The 18,182-nt window shown below is 45.0% G+C and carries 15 protein-coding genes and 1 pseudogene; 8 read left to right on the top strand and 8 right to left on the bottom strand.

What is annotated here, in order from left to right; all coding sequences use genetic code 11:
• Positions 1–2 precede the first annotated feature (2 nt).
• The 4 genes from R7190_RS00630 to R7190_RS00645 form a co-directional block, all read right to left on the bottom strand.
• Positions 3–686: a transglutaminase-like cysteine peptidase gene (locus tag R7190_RS00630; RefSeq protein WP_005374561.1), complete on the bottom strand. Its 684-nt coding sequence runs from the start codon at positions 684–686 to the stop codon at positions 3–5.
• 114 nt (positions 687–800) lie between these two features.
• Positions 801–2,192 (bottom strand): HlyD family type I secretion periplasmic adaptor subunit, encoded by a 1,392-nt coding sequence (locus tag R7190_RS00635; protein WP_005374562.1) that lies wholly within the window; start codon positions 2,190–2,192, stop codon positions 801–803.
• Between the two features lie 173 nt (positions 2,193–2,365).
• A complete protein-coding gene (locus tag R7190_RS00640) occupies positions 2,366–3,589 on the bottom strand; it encodes a sigma-54-dependent transcriptional regulator (protein ID WP_005383565.1) in 1,224 nt (407 codons plus the stop codon).
• Positions 3,582–5,456, bottom strand: a complete 1,875-nt coding sequence (locus R7190_RS00645; protein WP_017634535.1) for a sensor histidine kinase — start codon at positions 5,454–5,456, stop codon at positions 3,582–3,584. Before R7190_RS00645 ends, R7190_RS00640 begins: the two co-directional genes overlap by 8 nt.
• Positions 5,457–5,571: 115 nt before the next feature.
• On the opposite strand from R7190_RS00645, the gene pdxH reads away from it, so the two are divergent.
• Positions 5,572–6,207 carry a pyridoxamine 5'-phosphate oxidase gene (gene pdxH, locus R7190_RS00650; RefSeq protein ID WP_005374570.1) on the top strand — a complete coding sequence of 212 codons (636 nt, stop codon included), beginning with the start codon at positions 5,572–5,574 and terminating at the stop codon, positions 6,205–6,207.
• A 73-nt stretch (positions 6,208–6,280) separates the two neighbouring features.
• Here the strand turns inward: pdxH and R7190_RS00655 are convergent, their stop codons facing one another.
• Positions 6,281–7,000, bottom strand: a complete 720-nt coding sequence (locus R7190_RS00655) for a PAS domain-containing protein (protein WP_017820063.1) — start codon at positions 6,998–7,000, stop codon at positions 6,281–6,283.
• Positions 7,001–7,972: 972 nt separating this feature from the next.
• Between R7190_RS00655 and R7190_RS00660 the strand changes: the two genes are divergently transcribed.
• The 4 genes from R7190_RS00660 to putP all read left to right on the top strand — a co-directional run bounded on the left by R7190_RS00660 (position 7,973) and on the right by putP (position 14,672).
• Positions 7,973–8,785: an AraC family transcriptional regulator gene (locus tag R7190_RS00660; RefSeq protein WP_025768702.1), complete on the top strand. Its 813-nt coding sequence runs from the start codon at positions 7,973–7,975 to the stop codon at positions 8,783–8,785.
• A 406-nt stretch (positions 8,786–9,191) separates the two neighbouring features.
• Positions 9,192–12,323, top strand: coding sequence for a bifunctional proline dehydrogenase/L-glutamate gamma-semialdehyde dehydrogenase PutA (gene putA, locus R7190_RS00665; protein WP_158173300.1), 3,132 nt, complete (start codon positions 9,192–9,194; stop codon positions 12,321–12,323).
• Between the two features lie 11 nt (positions 12,324–12,334).
• Positions 12,335–13,042, top strand: a complete 708-nt coding sequence (locus tag R7190_RS00670; protein WP_186585569.1) for a 1-pyrroline-5-carboxylate dehydrogenase — start codon at positions 12,335–12,337, stop codon at positions 13,040–13,042.
• Between the two features lie 136 nt (positions 13,043–13,178).
• Positions 13,179–14,672: a sodium/proline symporter PutP gene (putP, locus tag R7190_RS00675; RefSeq protein ID WP_005374582.1), complete on the top strand. Its 1,494-nt coding sequence runs from the start codon at positions 13,179–13,181 to the stop codon at positions 14,670–14,672.
• A 124-nt stretch (positions 14,673–14,796) separates the two neighbouring features.
• Here putP and R7190_RS00680 read toward each other — a convergent pair.
• Positions 14,797–15,331 (bottom strand): annotated as a pseudogene (locus tag R7190_RS00680) (GNAT family N-acetyltransferase).
• Positions 15,332–15,479: 148 nt separating this feature from the next.
• On the opposite strand from R7190_RS00680, the gene R7190_RS00685 reads away from it, so the two are divergent.
• Positions 15,480–15,719, top strand: a complete 240-nt coding sequence (locus R7190_RS00685) for an RNA recognition motif domain-containing protein (protein WP_005374587.1) — start codon at positions 15,480–15,482, stop codon at positions 15,717–15,719.
• Between the two features lie 91 nt (positions 15,720–15,810).
• Here the strand turns inward: R7190_RS00685 and R7190_RS00690 are convergent, their stop codons facing one another.
• The gene (locus R7190_RS00690) at positions 15,811–16,245 is read right to left on the bottom strand and encodes a hypothetical protein (protein ID WP_186585570.1); all 435 of its coding nucleotides are present in this window, start codon (positions 16,243–16,245) and stop codon (positions 15,811–15,813) included.
• A gap of 18 nt (positions 16,246–16,263) precedes the next feature.
• Complete coding sequence (locus R7190_RS00695) at positions 16,264–16,797, bottom strand: GNAT family N-acetyltransferase (protein ID WP_085569453.1); 534 nt, start codon at positions 16,795–16,797, stop codon at positions 16,264–16,266.
• A 358-nt stretch (positions 16,798–17,155) separates the two neighbouring features.
• On the opposite strand from R7190_RS00695, the gene R7190_RS00700 reads away from it, so the two are divergent.
• A complete protein-coding gene (locus tag R7190_RS00700) occupies positions 17,156–17,404 on the top strand; it encodes a hypothetical protein (RefSeq protein WP_005374593.1) in 249 nt (82 codons plus the stop codon).
• Positions 17,405–17,696: 292 nt separating this feature from the next.
• The gene (locus R7190_RS00705) at positions 17,697–18,173 is read left to right on the top strand and encodes an Lrp/AsnC family transcriptional regulator (protein WP_005374595.1); all 477 of its coding nucleotides are present in this window, start codon (positions 17,697–17,699) and stop codon (positions 18,171–18,173) included.
• The last annotated feature ends 9 nt before the right edge of the window (positions 18,174–18,182 follow it).

The raw sequence follows: 18,182 nt of genomic DNA on the forward strand, positions 1-18,182 counted from the left end.
TCTCACTCGTCATAGTTAATTTTAGGTTTATTTAACTGCAACTTACGTTCGCGCGAGCGTAAGTCATTCCAAAGGCTCAACCGTGATGCTTTCCCTGCCAGCTCTCCAGTGCTAGCAGATGACTTCATCAACCACAGGTTTGTACCATTAAAACTGTATATCGGTAGCAAGTCGCTACGCTTAGAGGCTCGGACAATGTCAGGATTGATATTATCGAGAATGAGCGGCTCAGAACTTGGGGTAGGGTAGTAAGCTAATACCATGTGAAACTGATTCAGTTCGATGGCTTTTACGTATATTAACCGCATCTTTGAATCTGGTATTCCTAGCTCGAGTAAAGAGAAGTACTTAGCAATAGTGAAATCTTCACAGTCTCCTGCGTTACTCCCTAAAAATTCGAGTGGCGTAGCCCAATAATCTGTCTTTCCCCACAGTTTTATGTCGTCAACGAAATACAGCTGATTAAAAAAGTCGTTAACGCCAGCGAGCTGTTCATGAGTCTCTAATTGTTTAAATAAGTCGAGGTTCTTTCGCCATGTATTTACGCGCAATCCCGCACGTTCGCCGTACACCGCTGTGACCGTATTGACCCATCGTTGTTCTTTACTGTTCAGCGCACCAAGTTGGAACGACAAACAACTTAAGCTGATTAATAATGTAACTTTACGCTGCAAATTGGATCGCATATTCGACTCGTATCACAAGTATACTCTTCTAGAGAGTTCGTCAGTGAGAAATAAGTGCTTTTTATTTAATCGCTTATCGCTCAATACTCCCTATCGCGAGTATCTTAATGTGGTTTACTCCTTCAAGGCGTTCGTTTTGGCACTTAAAATCGGTTTAAGTAGATATTCCAAAACGGTTCGCTTCCCTGTGATGATATCGACCGATGCTGTCATTCCTGGAATGATTGGTAAATCTGCATCTTGACCAAAGTTTGTTTTTTCGGTGCGTACACGAACAATGTAGAAGCTGTTGCCTTCTTCATCTTGAGTGGTATCCGCGCTGATATGTTCCAACTCTCCCTCTAAACCGCCGTACTTTGTGAAGTCGTAAGCTGTAAACTTCACGATAGCATGAAGATCTGGGCGTAAAAATGCGATGTCTTTTGGCGCAATTTTCGCCTCTACCAATAGTGTGTCTTCTGTTGGTACGATCTCGACGATATCCATACCAGGTTGGATAACACCACCGACAGTATTGATGTTCAGTGTTTTGATTTTGCCTGTTACTGGCGAATTCACAACCGTTCGGTTTACTCTATCTTCCAAGCCCACCGCTGATTCAACCAAAGCAGATAACTGGTCTTGGGCGCTGTTGAGTTTCTCTTGCTGTTCAGAGCGGAATTTGAGTGCAACATCAATACGGTTGAGCATGGATTCTCGAATCGCTGATTGCAATACGGGAATTTTGAGCTCACTGGACGTCATTTCACGACGGGTATCGTTGACTTGGCGCTGTAATTTGAGCAGTTCAATACGAGGAACAACGCCCTCGTCTGCCAAAGGTTTGGTGATATCGAGTTCTTTTTTCGCGTATTGGTAGCTTTGACGCAAGTTCCTTACTCGTGCTTGGATCTCTACCAAGTCCTGCTGCTTTTGCTGCACTTGTTGGTCAATAACAGAAAGTTGGTTGCGTAAATTATCTAGATCTTCGCGATATTCTGCTTTTTGACGCTGTGTGAGTTGAGGTCGAGTCTCTTCCAAGGTTGGTGGGAAGGTCAGTTTACCGTAATCAAGTAGTACACTTTGACGCCAGTTTTCCGTTTCAAAATCACGATTAACGGCAACACTGTTAATAGAAGCGGATAGTTGCAGCACAGATGCGGTAAGGTTGGCAACTTGTTGCTCACGTTCACGAAAATCTGAGCGAAAGCGGGTGTCATCGATAAGCAGTAACTGTTGGCCTTTTTCAACCAACTGACCTTCTTTGACTAAGATTTCTTTGACTAAGCCACCTTCTAAGTTTTGGACTACTTGTATCTGTGAGGAGGGAATCACTTTGCCTTGACCAACCGTGACTTTGTCGATTTCAGCCCAAGATGCCCAACCTATTGCTGCAATGAAAAATAGCACCATAACCCAGAGCATAAAACGCGCGCTGTTGGGGGTATTGAGGAGCAATGCTGCAGTTTTGTCATCAACAAAATCCAACTCTTCATCGTTGAGTTTGTTGTAGTTATCTCGGCTCATCACAGTCCCTGCTTATATAATTACGGATTATCTTTTTGATCTTATTATTATTAACCGATCATGTCAGCATGCTCGGCTAATAAAATATGAGAAGAGGGTTATTCTCTCTTCAAATGAGCTTTCTTACACTTTCTAAATCAAACAAAAGCATAATTAGCGCCGGAGTATAGCTATTACGCCTTGAACTTGGCTTTATCCAACTGATGTTTTTTTAGTTTGTCGTACAAGGTTTTGCGTGATACCTGTAATTCTAGTTGAACCTCTTTGAGTCTGCCGCGATGTCTTTGCAATGCATCGAATAACAAGCAATATTCAAAGTATTCTGTGCGCTGAGTCATACTCTGAATTTCAAGACTTTTCTCACTATTCCAATCTTCCATTCTAAAAGTATCTGGCTTGAGGGCACGAAGTTCAGCAAATTGGCGTAGCTGCTTAACGTTTTCTGGCCATTCGAGACTGGTGAGGTGTTTGACTTCTTCTAGGCTGATATGTGGTGGCTGTAACTGATATCGGCTCGCGGTGTGGCGCACAAAGTGCTTGTATAAAGGCCCTATATCTTCCTTTCTTTCATCGAGCGTTGGTAAGTGAATTAGAGTCGCCAGGGATTTTAGAGGCGGCTCGGCTTGGGTGGTCGCGCCAAAAACACGTTCAAGTTTTGGGTGCTTGAACAAGTATTCCCATTGCTCAAATGATACATGCTCTGCGCTATGTAAGTACAAACTGCAGTGGCGTTTTCCTTCACTTAAGCGGTGTATGGCTTTGTCGAGCGCTTCTAATGAAAGCTCATAGAGGTCTTCACCAGAAGCGGCGATTAGCTCACTATCCGGTGTTGCATGTATGTCGTGGGCAAATTGTGCGGCGAGACGGCGACCTGTACCATCTTGACCTACAAAAATGAGCGGCTGGCTTGTAGGCGCACTGATCAAGGCGCGACGAATGCTCACCATGGCCTTACTGTGACCAATCATTTTCGGACCAACATGAGTTTGCATGTCGAGCTCTTTCTTAAGCCAGATGTTTTCTTGCAACAAGTTCAGTTTATCGCTGGCATTGTTGAGCGATTTCATGAGCTGTTCCGTTGAAAACGGTTTTTCTAGAAAGTCGTACGCGCCGCTTTTCATCGCATCTACCGCGGTTTTCACATCTCCATGTCCAGTAAGTACGATGAATTGAAAGTGATCGTTTTTGCTTCGCAAAGTTCGCATAAACTCCAAGCCATCCATCACGGGCATATGGATATCGGTAATGATAATCGCAGGCGTATTTGAGTCGATTACGCGTAAGGCTTCTACTGCGTTTGGTAAGCAGGTGACGTCTATCCCTTCAATCAGCAGGGCTTGAGACACGGCATCACGAATGTGTGGTTCGTCATCAACAAAGAAAACTGGGTTATTCATGGTCGTTTTCCACTTCTGGGGTACGTTTATTCTGATTGACTATTGGTAGCGTCACGATAAAGGTCATCCCTCCTGCTTGTTGTTCTGTGTTCTGATGTTTATAGGCACAGAGGGAGCCGTGATAGCTCTCTATAATCCGCTTGGAGATGGTCAAACCTAATCCAAGACCCTCCGGCTTAGTCGTAAAAAATGGGTCGAACACTTTTGCTAGGGCTTCGTCTGACATCCCTGGTCCGTTATCGGAAACAAGAATGTCGCAACTGTCATCATGACACTGAACAGCAATGGATATTTGCGGATCGATACAGTGGTTTTCCATCGCTTGTGCGGCGTTGTGGAAGAGGTTTATCAGCACTTGTTCTAATTCAACGCTGTGAATGGCCAGCTTCACATCATAGTCGATGGCCGGAACTTTTAGTGTTACTCCTTGCTTAATAAGCTTGTTGCTCAAAATGCTGGTGGCAGTATGTACCGCGTCGTGCAGTACTGAGATTTCATTGTGTGAATCGTGCGTGGCTTTCCGAGTAAAGACTTTTAAGCGGGCAATGACTTCCGAAATGGTGTCATTGAGTGTCAGCATTTTGCCCAAATTGTCGGCGACCATTGGGTATTTTTCCATTGCCAACAAACGCTGCGAGTTTTCGGTATAGGTTCTTAGTGCGGAAAGTGGCTGATTTATCTCATGGTTAATACTGGCTGATAGCTCGCCCAACAGTGCCAATTTCGCGGCTTGTGTCAGTTCTTGTTGTGTTTGTTTAAGCTCTTGTTGGCTTTGCTCATATTGGCGGATGGTCTGTTGTAGTTTTTGGTTGGCTTCACTCAGAACTAGTGTCCGTTGCACTACTTTTTCTTCTAGGCTCACATTGAGATGGGCAAGGCGTGCTTTGTTAACTAGGGTTTGGAACCACGCTAACGCAATTAGAGCAATGAGCGCATATAAGATCAGGAAGACGATATCGGCCTGTAAAACGGCGGCAAGAACGCTGTTGTGGTTAATTAAGGCAACGACGCGAAACCCTTTATCCAATAAGTGTGTTGCGTATGCGAGGTAATTCGGTGATAGAAGCAATTGATTGTCATCAAACTCTGTGACACCACTGTGTGCCGTTAACTCACCAAAATATTCGGGTAAGGTATCGCCATATTGACGCGTTTCGGTAAGTTCATTTATTGCACTCGATGACAGTGGGAAAAGTGCACGATAGCGCCAGTCTGGTAAATTGCTCATAAACACGACATTGTGTTTATCTGTAATGAGTACGTCAGTCGTGGTTTGCGAAAGGCGCTGTTCTAATTGCTCCAAATTCACTTTTACTGTGATCACGCCAACGACTTCCTCATTTACCCACAGCGGAGATGAGAAGAAGTACCCACGTTTATTCGAGCGTACGCCTAATCCAACGTATTGAGCGGGCTCACCGCGTCGCGCATTTTTAAAATAGGGGCGATAGCTAAAGCTAGAGCCAACAAACGTATCTTCTTGCTGAAAGTTACTTGAGGCTATGACTAACCCGGTACGGTCATGAACGTAAATCGTATCGGCCAAACTTTGCTTCAACCAATCTGATAACAGTAGGTTGAGCTCTTGAGAGGGCGTTCCGCGCTCGACTGCTTTGAGTAGTCTTGGGTCGTGACTTAATAGGTTTGGTATCTGTTCAAACTTTGCCAGTTCGTAGTCCACTTCTTGTGATACTTGCGCGGCTTGTCTCTCTAGCTTTTGTTGCCATTGATCATGTTGGTATTGAGTTGCGTAATGATGAGTAAGCGCAAGCCCTGAAATGCCAACGGCACACAGTAGCAGTAAAAAATGACGTAGGGCTTTGGGGTTGAGTAAGTTCACGATCGGCTCACTGGTTTTTTGTGTCATGGTATCAAATGACGCACTGTGATGCTGTGAGCGGCAACGATAACAAGCACAATGATGTCCTTGTATTTCCTCAGTATCGGGAGCACAATCGACAAAAACGAGTGAAGGAGTAAAGATGGAACTTGCTGATATTCGTCGTGAGTACACCAAAGGTGGGCTGCGTCGTAAAGATTTGAAAGCTGATCCTATTGATCAATTTAATCTGTGGCTAGAGCAAGCAGTTGAAGCGGGTTTAACGGACCCGACTGCGATGACAGTTGCAACGGTTGATGAAAATGGCATGCCGTTTCAACGCATTGTTCTATTGAAAAACGTCGACAAAGATGGTTTTGTGTTTTACACCAACCTAGGCAGTCGCAAGGCCCAGCAGCTAGAGCATAACAGCAATATTAGTTTGCACTTCCCTTGGCATCCGTTAGAGCGCCAAGTTCATATTACTGGTGTGGCTGAAAAGCTTACCGCCGTAGAGAATATGAAATACTTTACTTCTCGTCCTAAAGAGAGCCAGTTGGCCGCAATCGCGAGCAAACAAAGTAGCCGTATTTCTGCCAGAGGTGTGTTGGAAGGTAAGTTTTTAGAGCTAAAACAAAAGTTTGCTAAGGGTGAAATACCAGTACCAACCTTTTGGGGTGGCTTTCGCGTAAAACCAAAGAGCATCGAATTTTGGCAAGGTGGCGAACATCGCCTTCACGATCGTTTTCTTTTCTCCCAGCATGATGGAAGTTGGGACATTGATCGTTTAGCGCCATAGGCTTATGGTCCCTCATGAATAAACAAACACCGCCGAATTGGGGCGGTGTTTTTGTAGGTAGAAGCGATGCGAATTATCGCTCTCCATTCAACACAACCGATAATTGATGCTTAAGCAGCGTTTTGGGTACAACAGAGCCGTAGCCTGCTTCCATTGCTTTATCTATTAGTTCGTTCTTGCTGTTCGCTGCAAACTTATTACGTAAGCGTGCGACGTGACCTTCAACGGTTTTTGTTGATATGCCCATGACCTGAGAGATAAATTGAGGCTTTTTGCCATAGAGCAAGAGGAAAAGCGTTTCTTGCTCGCGGCATGTGAGCTTCTCTGGTTTTGGTTGTAAGTCAGAAAAACGAAAGATGGATTGTTGATTTGGGTTGGTACTGATTGCACGACAAACCCAATACCCGACTTCAATCACGGCGGTGTCGGTGAGTTCCCTTCCGTAGAAAATGGTGCCTACGATGTCGCCTTTGTCATCTCGCCACGGTGTTTTAGTAAATATATGTGCTCGCCAGCGGCCATCTGGATAAGGGTGGATATCCAGAATTTTTAGTGACTCGCCAGTTTCGAGAACGTGTTTATCTTGGCGTTGAAATTCTTGCGCGCATTCAGTGGTTGGGCTGGCCATATCAAAATCAGTTTTACCCAAGCACTCCTCGGGCGACGTGTGCCCTAACAGTTCTGCGTATTCCTGGTTTACGTATAGGAATACCGAATCTTTATCTTTGCATCCCCAACAACCTGGTAGCTGTTTAAGGAGGGATTGTTCTATGGTATCGACTGAAATATTCACAAAAGGACTCACTACATACTGCTTTTACCAATACAGAGACGTCCGTGTTACATGGCTCGTATTGATGTTGCCAAGTAGGCAGTTACGTTGCTAGAACACGTTCGTTGATTGGCGCTCAATCCAATTAAATTCGTGGTGTTCGATGTTTTCGTCAGGTAGTCATAGACAACGACGAAATGGAACGAAGAGTTTAATTGGGAAAATGGTCTGTTTCATTACAGATATGTGCGCTCACGGATGTCCGCCAATGTTCGGCTTACAACTCGTATCGTCCTTGATCATGCTTCCTACAACTCAGTTGTAATGTGGTTGACGTTCATATCACTTGTGAGCGAAAGAGCAGCACCTAAGCATATGAGAGGGACAGTGAGACAAACGCTATGATATCAGCTTATGCCATTGTTTTCATTGTTGAGAAGCGAAAAAAAAAGCCAGCCTGAAGACGGGCTGGCAACACAAGATATAATCTTGTCGACGTGTAGAAGAGGTTCTAAATTACCTAGCGAGGGTCTGCTAAGTAAGTTAGAGGTATCAATGAGATACCGAGAGCTTTAGATCGTATGCATCTTAAAGCTCGATAACTAATGTATTGAATCAGAAGCATATTAGTAAGGGGGGAAATCCCTCTATGTTGAGTTTAAGAGTGGGTTTCGATCCGTTTCAGGGACGAGTTATCTAATATGGAGCACGGTGTTTTACAAAATAACAGATTGTTCGGTAATAAGGATCTTTACATTGATTGATTATGTATACGTAAGGTGTTGCCTATCTATCCGTTTTTGTTAATAAAATTGGTTGCTCACTGACCGTAAATTAACCTCGCATGATCATCGTTCCGGAACTATGATCATGTAAATGAAATTGATCATGCTGATTTGATCTTGTCGATTGAGTTGGGTAAAAGTTGCAACCCAACAAAGAAGGTATATGATGCGAAGACGTAAGCTGACCGTGTAAAGACGACTGTTTAAAATGAGTGATTCAGATAACCAAAAAATCCTTTCATATCAAGAGATTATGCTGCCAAAGCCGGCGGAGCTGATCACACTTCCGTCTTATATGGATTGCCACGATCATTCTTATACGCAGATCGTGATTGGTTTAAAAGGGCAAGCCGAATTTGAAGTGCGCGGGCGAGGTAATCTTGTCGGCCCTGGTCAAGGTTGTGTGGTTACCGCATGCTCTGATCATGCTTTCGGTGGCGTCATCAATCAATCGGATATTTTGGTGCTGAATATGCCCAAACCGACAAATGATGATCCCGAAATGCTTCAAAAAATCAATAACCTGGAGAGAGACCATGTCTACTTCCAGTTAGATAGTCAAATTCAGAAGCTGATACAGATGTTGGTTCAGGAAATGCGAAACCATCCGGATGACCTGCTGTTAAGTCGTGCGTGTAACGACACTGTGATTGCGTTAATGCAGCGCCATATCTCGGCATTTGAGACCAGTCGAAAAGAGTCGCGCTTTGATTTGGAGGCGATTGATCGTTACATTGAGCAGCACCTGAGTCATAAGATTAGTGTGGCTCAATTGGCCGGGCGAGTGTTTCTTGGGGAAAGTCAGTTCCATTGCTTGTTTAAAGAGCAGATGGGGATTACACCTCATCAATATGTTCTCGGAAAGCGAATCGACATGGCTCGTGAATTAATCGAGCAAGGGCACCTTTCTTTAGGGCAAATTGCCGAGTTTACTGGCTTCTCAAGCCAGAGTACTTTTACTCATACTTTTACTCGCTTACAGGGAATATCACCTTCCCGTTATAAAAAACAAGTTGGATAACAACGCGTTTTTTTAGGTCAAATAATCATCAATCAGAATGAAGCCATGCACTATGCATGGTTTTTTTATGTTTTATTCACGTGACCTATCTCTCGTTTTTTTAAATTCTCTGTTCTTTGCAGTGGTTGATATGCCACTTGATCCTACATTTTCTCTTAGAACGAGCTCTTCACAAAAATCTTATTGATATTCTTGATATTTTGTTGTGAATGCAATGAAAAAATTAAAATTTACAACACAAAATATTACCTATTTGAATGTGACTATGTGGATGTTTTGTTATAAAAGCGAGTTTTTGGCAAAAATGTCGTAGTTTTTGACAAGTATTCTTATCGGCCTCAAAATACACTGCCAGCCATTGATAATCCTCGAAGCGGTTTTCGAGGAGTGAGATTGAGGAACACACATGTTTACAGCTACGAACGTGTTGACACCGGAATTTATCGGGCAGCCGCTTGATAAGTTGTGGTCACTGATCTCGCCATTATATATGGTGGACGAGTCTCAATGGCTAGAGCAACTATTGCCACTAGCGACGCCGACAGAGGATGAAAAATCGGCGATCACTACCCAAACGACCCACCTTATCGAAGCCATTCGTGCCGATAAGAAGTCAATCCAGATGATTGATGCTTTATTGCTGGAATACAGCTTAGATACTCAAGAAGGTATCTTGCTGATGTGTCTTGCAGAAGCATTAATGCGCATCCCAGATGCCGCGACAGCAGATTCTTTGATTAAAGATAAGTTGAGTGTCGCAGACTGGAAATCTCACCTGAAGAACTCTGACTCTGTGTTTGTTAACGCATCAACATGGGGCCTCATGCTAACAGGTAAAGTGGTTGGTCTTGGTGAGCAAGGCACCCAGAGCCCAGGTCAGGCTGTAAACCGTCTGGTAAATAAATTCTCTGAGCCTGTGATTCGTAAAGCCATGTATCAGGCAATGAAGATCATGGGTCACCAGTTTGTTCGTGGTCGTACGATAGAAGAAGCGCAGAAGAACGGTCGCCCAATGCGCGACAAAGGTTTCACCTACTCGTTTGATATGTTGGGTGAGGCGGCGTTAACGACAGCGGACGCGAACAAGTACTTCAAAGATTACCTAATGGCGATCGAAGCGGTGGGTCGCGAGACTTACGGTAACGACACCAGCCCTGCGCCTTCGATTTCCATCAAGCTTTCTGCATTACACCCGCGCTACGAAGTCGCAAATGAAGAACGTGTAATGACAGAGTTGTATGACTCACTAATGCAACTACTAAAACGTGCTATTGAAGTCGACGTTGCAATCACAATCGATGCAGAAGAAGCGGATCGCCTTGAGCTTTCCCTGAAGCTATTTGAGAAAGTATACCGTAGCGATCTTGTGAAGGGTTGGGGCAAGTTTGGTTTGGTTATTCAAGCCTACTCAAAACGTGCGCTACCAGTCTTGGTGTGGCTAAATGCACTCGCAAAAGAACAAGGTGACGTTATTCCTCTGCGTTTGGTTAAAGGCGCGTACTGGGACAGCGAAATCAAGTGGTCTCAACAAGCGGGTTATGCAAATTACCCAGTATACACTCGCAAAGAAGCGACGGACGTTGCATACCTAGCTTGTGCTCGTTTCCTACTTAGCGAAGGTGTTCGCGGTAATATCTACCCACAATTTGCAAGCCACAATGCTCACACGGTGACGGCAATTGCTGTCATGGCGGAGCACAAAGAATACGAGTTCCAGCGCCTGCATGGTATGGGTGATTCACTGTATAACCATGTTATGAAAATGTACGGTCAGCCAGTACGTATTTATGCACCTGTCGGTAGTCATGCTGATCTTCTTCCGTACTTGGTTCGTCGTCTGCTTGAAAATGGTGCGAACAGCTCGTTTGTACACCGTCTAGTTGATGCGCGTTGTCCAATTTACGAGTTGACCCATCACCCTGTGGATGTGTTGACGGGTTTTGACACGCTACACAACGACAAGATCCCATTACCTGCCGACATTTTCCCTGAGCGTAAGAACTCATATGGCGTCAACATCGACATCGACAGTGAAGCGAAGCCATTTGAAGCTCAGGTCGAAAGCTTCATGGACAACCAGTGGGTTGCAGGCCCGATGATCAATGGTGAACGCTTTGCCGAAAGCATGATCAAGGAAAATGCGGCTGAGATCATCACCGCACCATACGATCGCCGAATTGAAGTCGGCAAAGTGGCATTTGCAACTCTTGATCACGTTTCCGCTGCAATTGATGCGGCGCAAACTGCTTTCTCTGATTGGAAAACCGTTCCTGTTGAGCAAAAAGCGGCTTGTTTAGAAAAGCTTGCTGACTTAATGGAAGAAAACCTGGCTGAGCTGGTGGCGATTTGTCACAAAGAAGCGGGTAAAACGATTCACGATAGCATTGATGAAGTTCGTGAAGCGGTGGATTTCTGTCGTTATTACGCGAAACAAGCGCAAAACCTACAGCCATTTGAGCTAGAAGGCTTTGATGGTGTGAAACGCATTTCTAGCCGTGAAGGTCTTGGTGTGTTTGTGTGTATTAGCCCTTGGAACTTCCCGTTGGCTATCTTCCTTGGTCAGGTGACGGCAGCACTGATTGCGGGTAACACAGTGGTTGCAAAACCTGCTGAGCAAACAAGCTTAATTGCCGCTCGCGCTATTGAACTAATGCTTGATGCTGGCTTCCCTGCAGGTGTGATTCAGTTACTTACTGGTCGCGGCGCTGAGATCGGTCATGCACTGACTTCTCATGATGCTATTGCTGGTGTGGCATTCACTGGCTCAACGGCAACGGCGCAACGCATTAACGTTACGCTCGCGGAGCGCAGCGCGAAACCAGTTCCGTTTATTGCGGAAACAGGTGGCCAAAACGCAATGATTGTGGACAGTACTGCATTGCCAGAGCAAGTGGTGCGTGATGTGATTCGTTCGGCGTTTGCATCTGCTGGTCAGCGTTGTTCTGCCCTTCGTGTTCTATTTGTACAAGAAGATGTAGCAGACCGTATGATCAACCTGATTCAGGGTGCGATGAATGAACTGCATGTTGGTTTACCTTACCTACACAAAACAGATGTTGGTCCGGTTATCGACAGCAATGCAAAACAAAAACTCCTCGCTCACCTTGAGCAAATGAGCAAAACACAGACTAAAGTCGCTCAGCTACAGCTGGATGAATCGTGCCAGCATGGTGACTTTGTCTCACCAAGTGCGTTTGAAATCTCGGGCATCGATGTGCTGAAAGAAGAACAATTTGGTCCAATCTTGCACATTGTTCGCTTTAAAGCGTCTGAATTACCGAACGTGGTTGCGCAGATCAACAAAACGGGTTTTGGATTGACGATGGGTATCCATAGCCGTAACGAAACCACGTACCGTTGGATTGAGAAACATGCTCGAGTAGGTAACTGCTACATCAACCGAGACCAAGTTGGCGCTGTGGTTGGTGTACAGCCGTTTGGTGGTCAAGGCTTGTCGGGTACTGGCCCGAAAGCTGGTGGTCCACACTACCTATTCCGCTTTACTCAACATCTTCTTGCTCAAGCAGAAAACGCATAAGGAGTCGCATTATGGTTCATCAGATCACCTATTTTAAAGATGCATTCTCTGCGTGGGAGCAGTGGAATCTGACTGATTTTGATTACAAATGCGAGCATGTTCTGGCATTTAAATCTGCACTAGAAGGGCAGCAGTCTACCGTTGCCAAGGTGGTTTCTTACCACTTGCAACAAGCATCAGCTCTTCTTGCAAAAACTCACCAGTTAGTTGGCCCTACAGGGGAAACTAACGAACTGTATGCCGCAGGACGCGGTGTGGCTTTGGTGATTTGTGAAAACAACATCGAGCCTGCTGATAATGCGTTATACAGTGCTTTTGCGATGATCACCTGTGCCTTAATTGCAGGCAACAGTGTGGTCGTTTGCAGTGACAATGCAGAGCTAAACCAATTGGTTAAGCAAGCTGTAGCGTTGGCAAACTTCCCATCTAACTTAGTCCAGGTTGTTGCGTACGATGCGTCTGCCCCGTTGCTTGAGAGCGATGTACGTAGTGTGGGTTATGTTGGGCGTTCACAGATTGAGCATGCGCTCAATCTTCAACTAGCTAAGCGTGACGGTGCAATCGTCGGCTTAGTTTCTGAAACGGATTTAGAGTCACCGAAATTGGCTCATGATCCTCATCTCTCGTTGCGCTTCATTACTGAGCGCACTCGAACGATAAATATTACCGCGGTGGGTGGTAACGCAACTCTACTCGAGTTGGGGAACGAAACTCACTAACCTGACTTGTAATGCCAATCTGGAGTAACTGGACTGAGAGCCGGTCCAGATTGGTTTTTTATACTCTGATGTATTGCTGAGACGGTAAAATATCAGGGCAGGCAAGGAAGGAAATAATTATAACGAGGACTATCTAATGATAGAAAATAGCTTTGCTATCACGTCCACTTTTGTGGCGTATTTACTGATTATGGTTGCTATTGGCGTTTACGCGTATAAGAGGACTTCCAATTCATCTGACTACTTCCTAGGTGGCCGTAGCCTAGGTCCGTGGCCTGCTGCATTATCTGCAGGTGCTTCAGACATGAGTGGTTGGCTGCTGCTAGGCTTGCCTGGCTATGCGTACGCTGCGGGTATCGAGGCCTTCTGGTTAGCCGGCGGTCTACTTCTTGGTACATGGGCAAACTGGCTCATCAGTGCAAAACGCCTTCGTACCTACAGTATCCAAACTGACGCGCTAACGTTGCCAGAGTTCCTGTCACGTCGCTTCAACGATAAGTCGAAACTGATTCAGACAATCTCTGCGTTTTTCATTCTTCTATTTTTCCTTTTCTACACCAGCTCAGGTTTGGTCGCAGGGGGCAAACTGTTTGAGACGGTATTCGGTCTAGATTATACCTACGCTGTTATCATCGGCACGGTGTGTGTCGTTTCTTACACACTATTCGGTGGTTTCCTAGCGGTATCTTGGACTGACTTAGTGCAAGGTCTTCTAATGGCGGCTGCGCTAATGATTGTTCCTATAGCGGTAATGGACGGTGGTTTAGGTCAGCTAAGTTCTGATCTACATGACATCAACCCAGAACTTGCAACGCTATGGAATGACGCGAAAGGCGAACCATTGTCTGCGATTGCCATTATCTCTCTAGCGGCGTGGGGCCTTGGTTACTTTGGTCAGCCACACATCCTAGCGCGTTTTAAAGCGTCTCGTTCAAACAAAGATCTAACGACTGCACGTCGTATCGCAGTGATTTGGACGGCACTATCTATGGTTGGTGCAATGCTTGTTGGTCTTGTTGGTCTGGTTTGGGTTACGGGTCATCCGGGTACTCAACTAGAAGACGGCGAGAAGATCTTCATGCTATTGGTTAACGCAGTATTCCACCCTGTCGTTGCGGGTATGTTATTAGCAGCAATCCTAGCGGCGGTAATGAGTACCGCTGACTCACAGCTCCTTGTTTCATCTTCAGCGCTTGCAGAAGATTTCTACAAGCAAGTATTCAAGCCAGAAGCGTCTTCTGAAGAAATCGTAATGATTGGTCGTATCGGTGTTATCGTTATTTCGCTTGTTGCGCTATTCCTAGCGATGACGCCTGATAGCTCAGTACTTGGTCTTGTATCTTACGCTTGGGCTGGTTTTGGTGCGGCATTTGGTCCTGCGGTTGTACTTAGCCTTTACTGGAGCGGTATGAACCGTAACGGCGCGTTAGCAGGTATTCTTGTTGGTGGTATCACTATCGTAGTTTGGAAGCAGCTAACTGGCGGTTGGTTTGATGTGTACGAAATCGTACCGGGCATCATCTTCTCTACGCTTGCCATCATTGTGGTAAGTAAAGCAACGGGTGGTGCTGCGCAAGACGTGTTAGACCAACACCAGTCGTTCGAGAAAAAACTGGTTGAACTAGACTAGTAACTTCCCGTATATGAACACAAAGCCCGCTATTTTAGCGGGCTTTGTTTTATCTGAAACTTAATTAACGTTAATGGTGGTAGCTTGAGATCAAAGCTTAGCATTGCTCGGTTAGATTGGAGTGTTAGTCGCGACGAATTTTGGCGTAAATAACGGTGTTACTCAGCTCTCCCGATGTGGTAAGACGTTCGTTTCTGAGCTCTCCTTCGAACTCATAACCACAGCGCTCGGCTACAGCCCGGCTCTTTTGGTTGGTGCTATCAGCATGAATTGCGATTCTCTTGGCACCCAAGTCATCAAACGCATAGCGCTCAACTTCGAGCACAGCCTCGGCAACATAACCATTGCCAACGGCAGCATCATCTAACCAATAACCTATCTCAAAGGATGGTACGTCGGGATCTCGAATCATCAAGCCGACCGCACCCAGTAAGCGATCGCTTTCCTTTTTCAATGATGTAGTAACGCAGCTCTTCTTCGAAGTTTTCAAAGTTTGCGATGGCTTTCTCTGTCCCTTCTATCATCGCTTCTAATGTCAGCACATGAGGCACCCACGGCAGATAGACTTCGAGAGTCTTTTGGCTGCGAACGACAGCTTGATGCGCCTCTTCGGCTCGTTCTAAACAAGCAGGGATGAGTTTGAGACGTTTCGTTTCCATGCCGACTCTCCTATGGGTGAAAAATGAACGGAAAATCATTTAAACAGATGTACTTAGAATGATCTAGTCAACGCCGTCATATTATTCACTTGGTTTGCCAGAGAGAAACTGAGAGAATCGAACCGTTATCAAACCAACTAGGTTCATTATGAAACTTTTAGTAAGAAACTTGGCTCGTCACATGACCGAGCAAGATATCCGCAAATTATTCTCAGCGTACGGCAAAGTAGAACTGTGTTCGCTAGTGCTTGATCAAGACACGGGTTTGTCGAAAGGCTTCGGTTTTGTCATCATGCCGGACGAAGCAGAAGCCATTTCTGCTCTTGAAGCACTGAATTTGACGAACGTAGAAAAAAGCAAAATTCGCGTGAAAGTCGCACAAGACTAATACAGAGAAAAGCCAGCGTTATTGCTGGCTTTTTTGTCTTTCTATTTAGAGACCAAATTGGCAACATTCTAGAATGTCTTCTCTTTTCGTTTTAGCGAGATTGATCATCAATTCTCTCTTCAAGTTGTTTCATTAAATCCTTTAACTGTAGAGAATCGAAATTGTCTGAATTCGGCACTTGGTAAGCGTCGTTGACTGTGTAGAGCATCAAACTTTTGCTAGAGAGGAGCTCTTTCTGTATTTGGACTTTGACAATGTCATCAAGAGGTAGACGGAAGTAAACCGTTGAGCCCTGGCGGTACTTCAAGGTGTTGGTGCTTGCATCGATATCTAGCGTTTTAGGATTGAACGCGCGGCGCGTGAAGTACGTTGAGAGCAGTTTCAATCCTATTATTGTGAGTGCTACGAGTCCAAACTCGACGATCTTGTCTGCTAGGTAGGAAAAATAGAACAGCGACAACAATACAGTTCCTAGCAAGAAAGGGTTGTTCTTGGACAGATTTTGTGAAGTTTCATGGATGATCATCCGACATATTCCTCGACTTTATTCAGAAGCGACGAACGTGAGTTGGTAGACACAAACCTTTCGTTCTTTGCCTTGCATGCGCAATGTTTTGTCACCGATGTAAGGGATATTTAGTTTTTGGATCACCGATTTAGAACGCTGATTGTCCACCAAATGCATCACGGTTATTCCGTTTAACTCAAAGTGCATTCGAGCAAATTCGAGTAAGGCTTTGGAGGCCTCGAATGCATAGCCTTTCCCCCAATGTGGCACGCCAACCCAGTAGCCTAATGTACCGTAGCCCTCTTCGATACGCGGTAAACTCACTGCACCAAGTAACTCCCCAGTGTTTCGCAAGGTAATAGCGTACGCCACGCCTTGATGCTGCTGATACATCGGATCGTGCCTATCTATCCATGCTTGCGCCATCGGTCGCTCATAAGGATGAGGGATGTTTGCTGTCATGTCGGCAATTCGCTTATCTCCAGCGAGTAAAGCCACTTGTTGGCAGTCATCGATATTGAATGGCCGGAGGACGAGTCTTTCGGTAGTGAGAATCGGTTGTATCGTCATGCATTTCTTCCTTGATGAGACGGCTATAGCTGCTAGCAACTGGTTTGCGGGGTAAATCGAGATAACAAGGCGTCTCGAAAGCTCGATCTAGCCAGGCGTGTAGTTGTCATGCGCCTTACTAAATAATAAGCCCGAACAATTGCTTATGTGTAATGTGTCGTATTATTACACACATAAGCACGTTTGCTCATATTGATGGTACAAAAGTTGAGGTCTGACCAATGTCTCAGTTTTTTGATACTTTCGTTCAATTTTTTGAAGATAGGGCACAAAAAATTAAAGGAGCTTTTTAATTGTGGAATTATTTTGAACAAAATATGTCAATTGTCAGTAGGACGAAAAAGTAGGGAGAAGAGAAATGCCGGATATATATTGCGCAGCTTGTAGAAAATCAACGCAACATAAAGTGATTATGAAGCGTTGCGAGCCTCAGTCTGTTGACTCGTTAACAGGCAAAATGGTGAGTTTTACACAGCTGATGGCGAAATTTGTATCAGGTGAACATTATTACGAGATGGAGCCTCAATACTACTGCCGTTGTTGTAATCATCGTGCAATTGGAGAGGTTGTTCCACATCCTACACGGCATACATCGGCCGCACTCTAATTCTGAGTGATAGCCATGATTAATGGCTAAATAGGGCAGTGTTGCCCGAACGACATATCTATACAGGCGTGTCATGCGCTTTCAAATTTGCGACTCCGCGGGAGCCGCTAGGTTGCTTTTTCTCTTCATATCACGGTTACTAAGTGAGCGGCAATAATCATAGCTCTTTCCCTCCTTCGTTGTTTTCTGGTTATTCTCTGCTGAATTTCACATGCTGTGCATTTGATGGTTTGCAATTGTTTGAGCAACGATTAATGTGATGCTTTCTAAGTGGTTACAAGGAAGCGGGTTAATGAGTTATCAATTGGACCGGATTGATTTACATATTTTGAGAGTGCTTCATTCGAGAGGCAGAATTCCGGTTGTAGAACTAGCAAAGCTGATTAACTTAACGACTTCTCCATGTTCTGACCGTGTAAAGCGGCTAGAAAAAGAAGGGTATATCAATGGTTACCATGCAGAGTTGAATGCGGAAAAGTTGGGGCTGGATGTGCAAGTATTCATCCATATTCGTTTAGACCAAACCAGTTTTTCTATTTTTGAAAAGTTTGCGAAAGCGGTGGAATTGATGCCTGAAATTGAAGAGTGCTACTCGCTCTCTGGAGATTTCGATACCATGATAAAAGTTCGTGTTAAGAGCATGAAAGCGTATCAGGAGTTTATGTCGAGTAAGTTAGGCACGCTTCCGGGCGTGATTCAAACTCGTAGTGAAGTGGTCATAGAAGAACATAAAACGGGATTTGGTGTTAATCCCGAGCTCCTTGGTTAGGCGAGGCAT

The organism is Vibrio sp. 1078-1 (assembly GCF_033340475.1).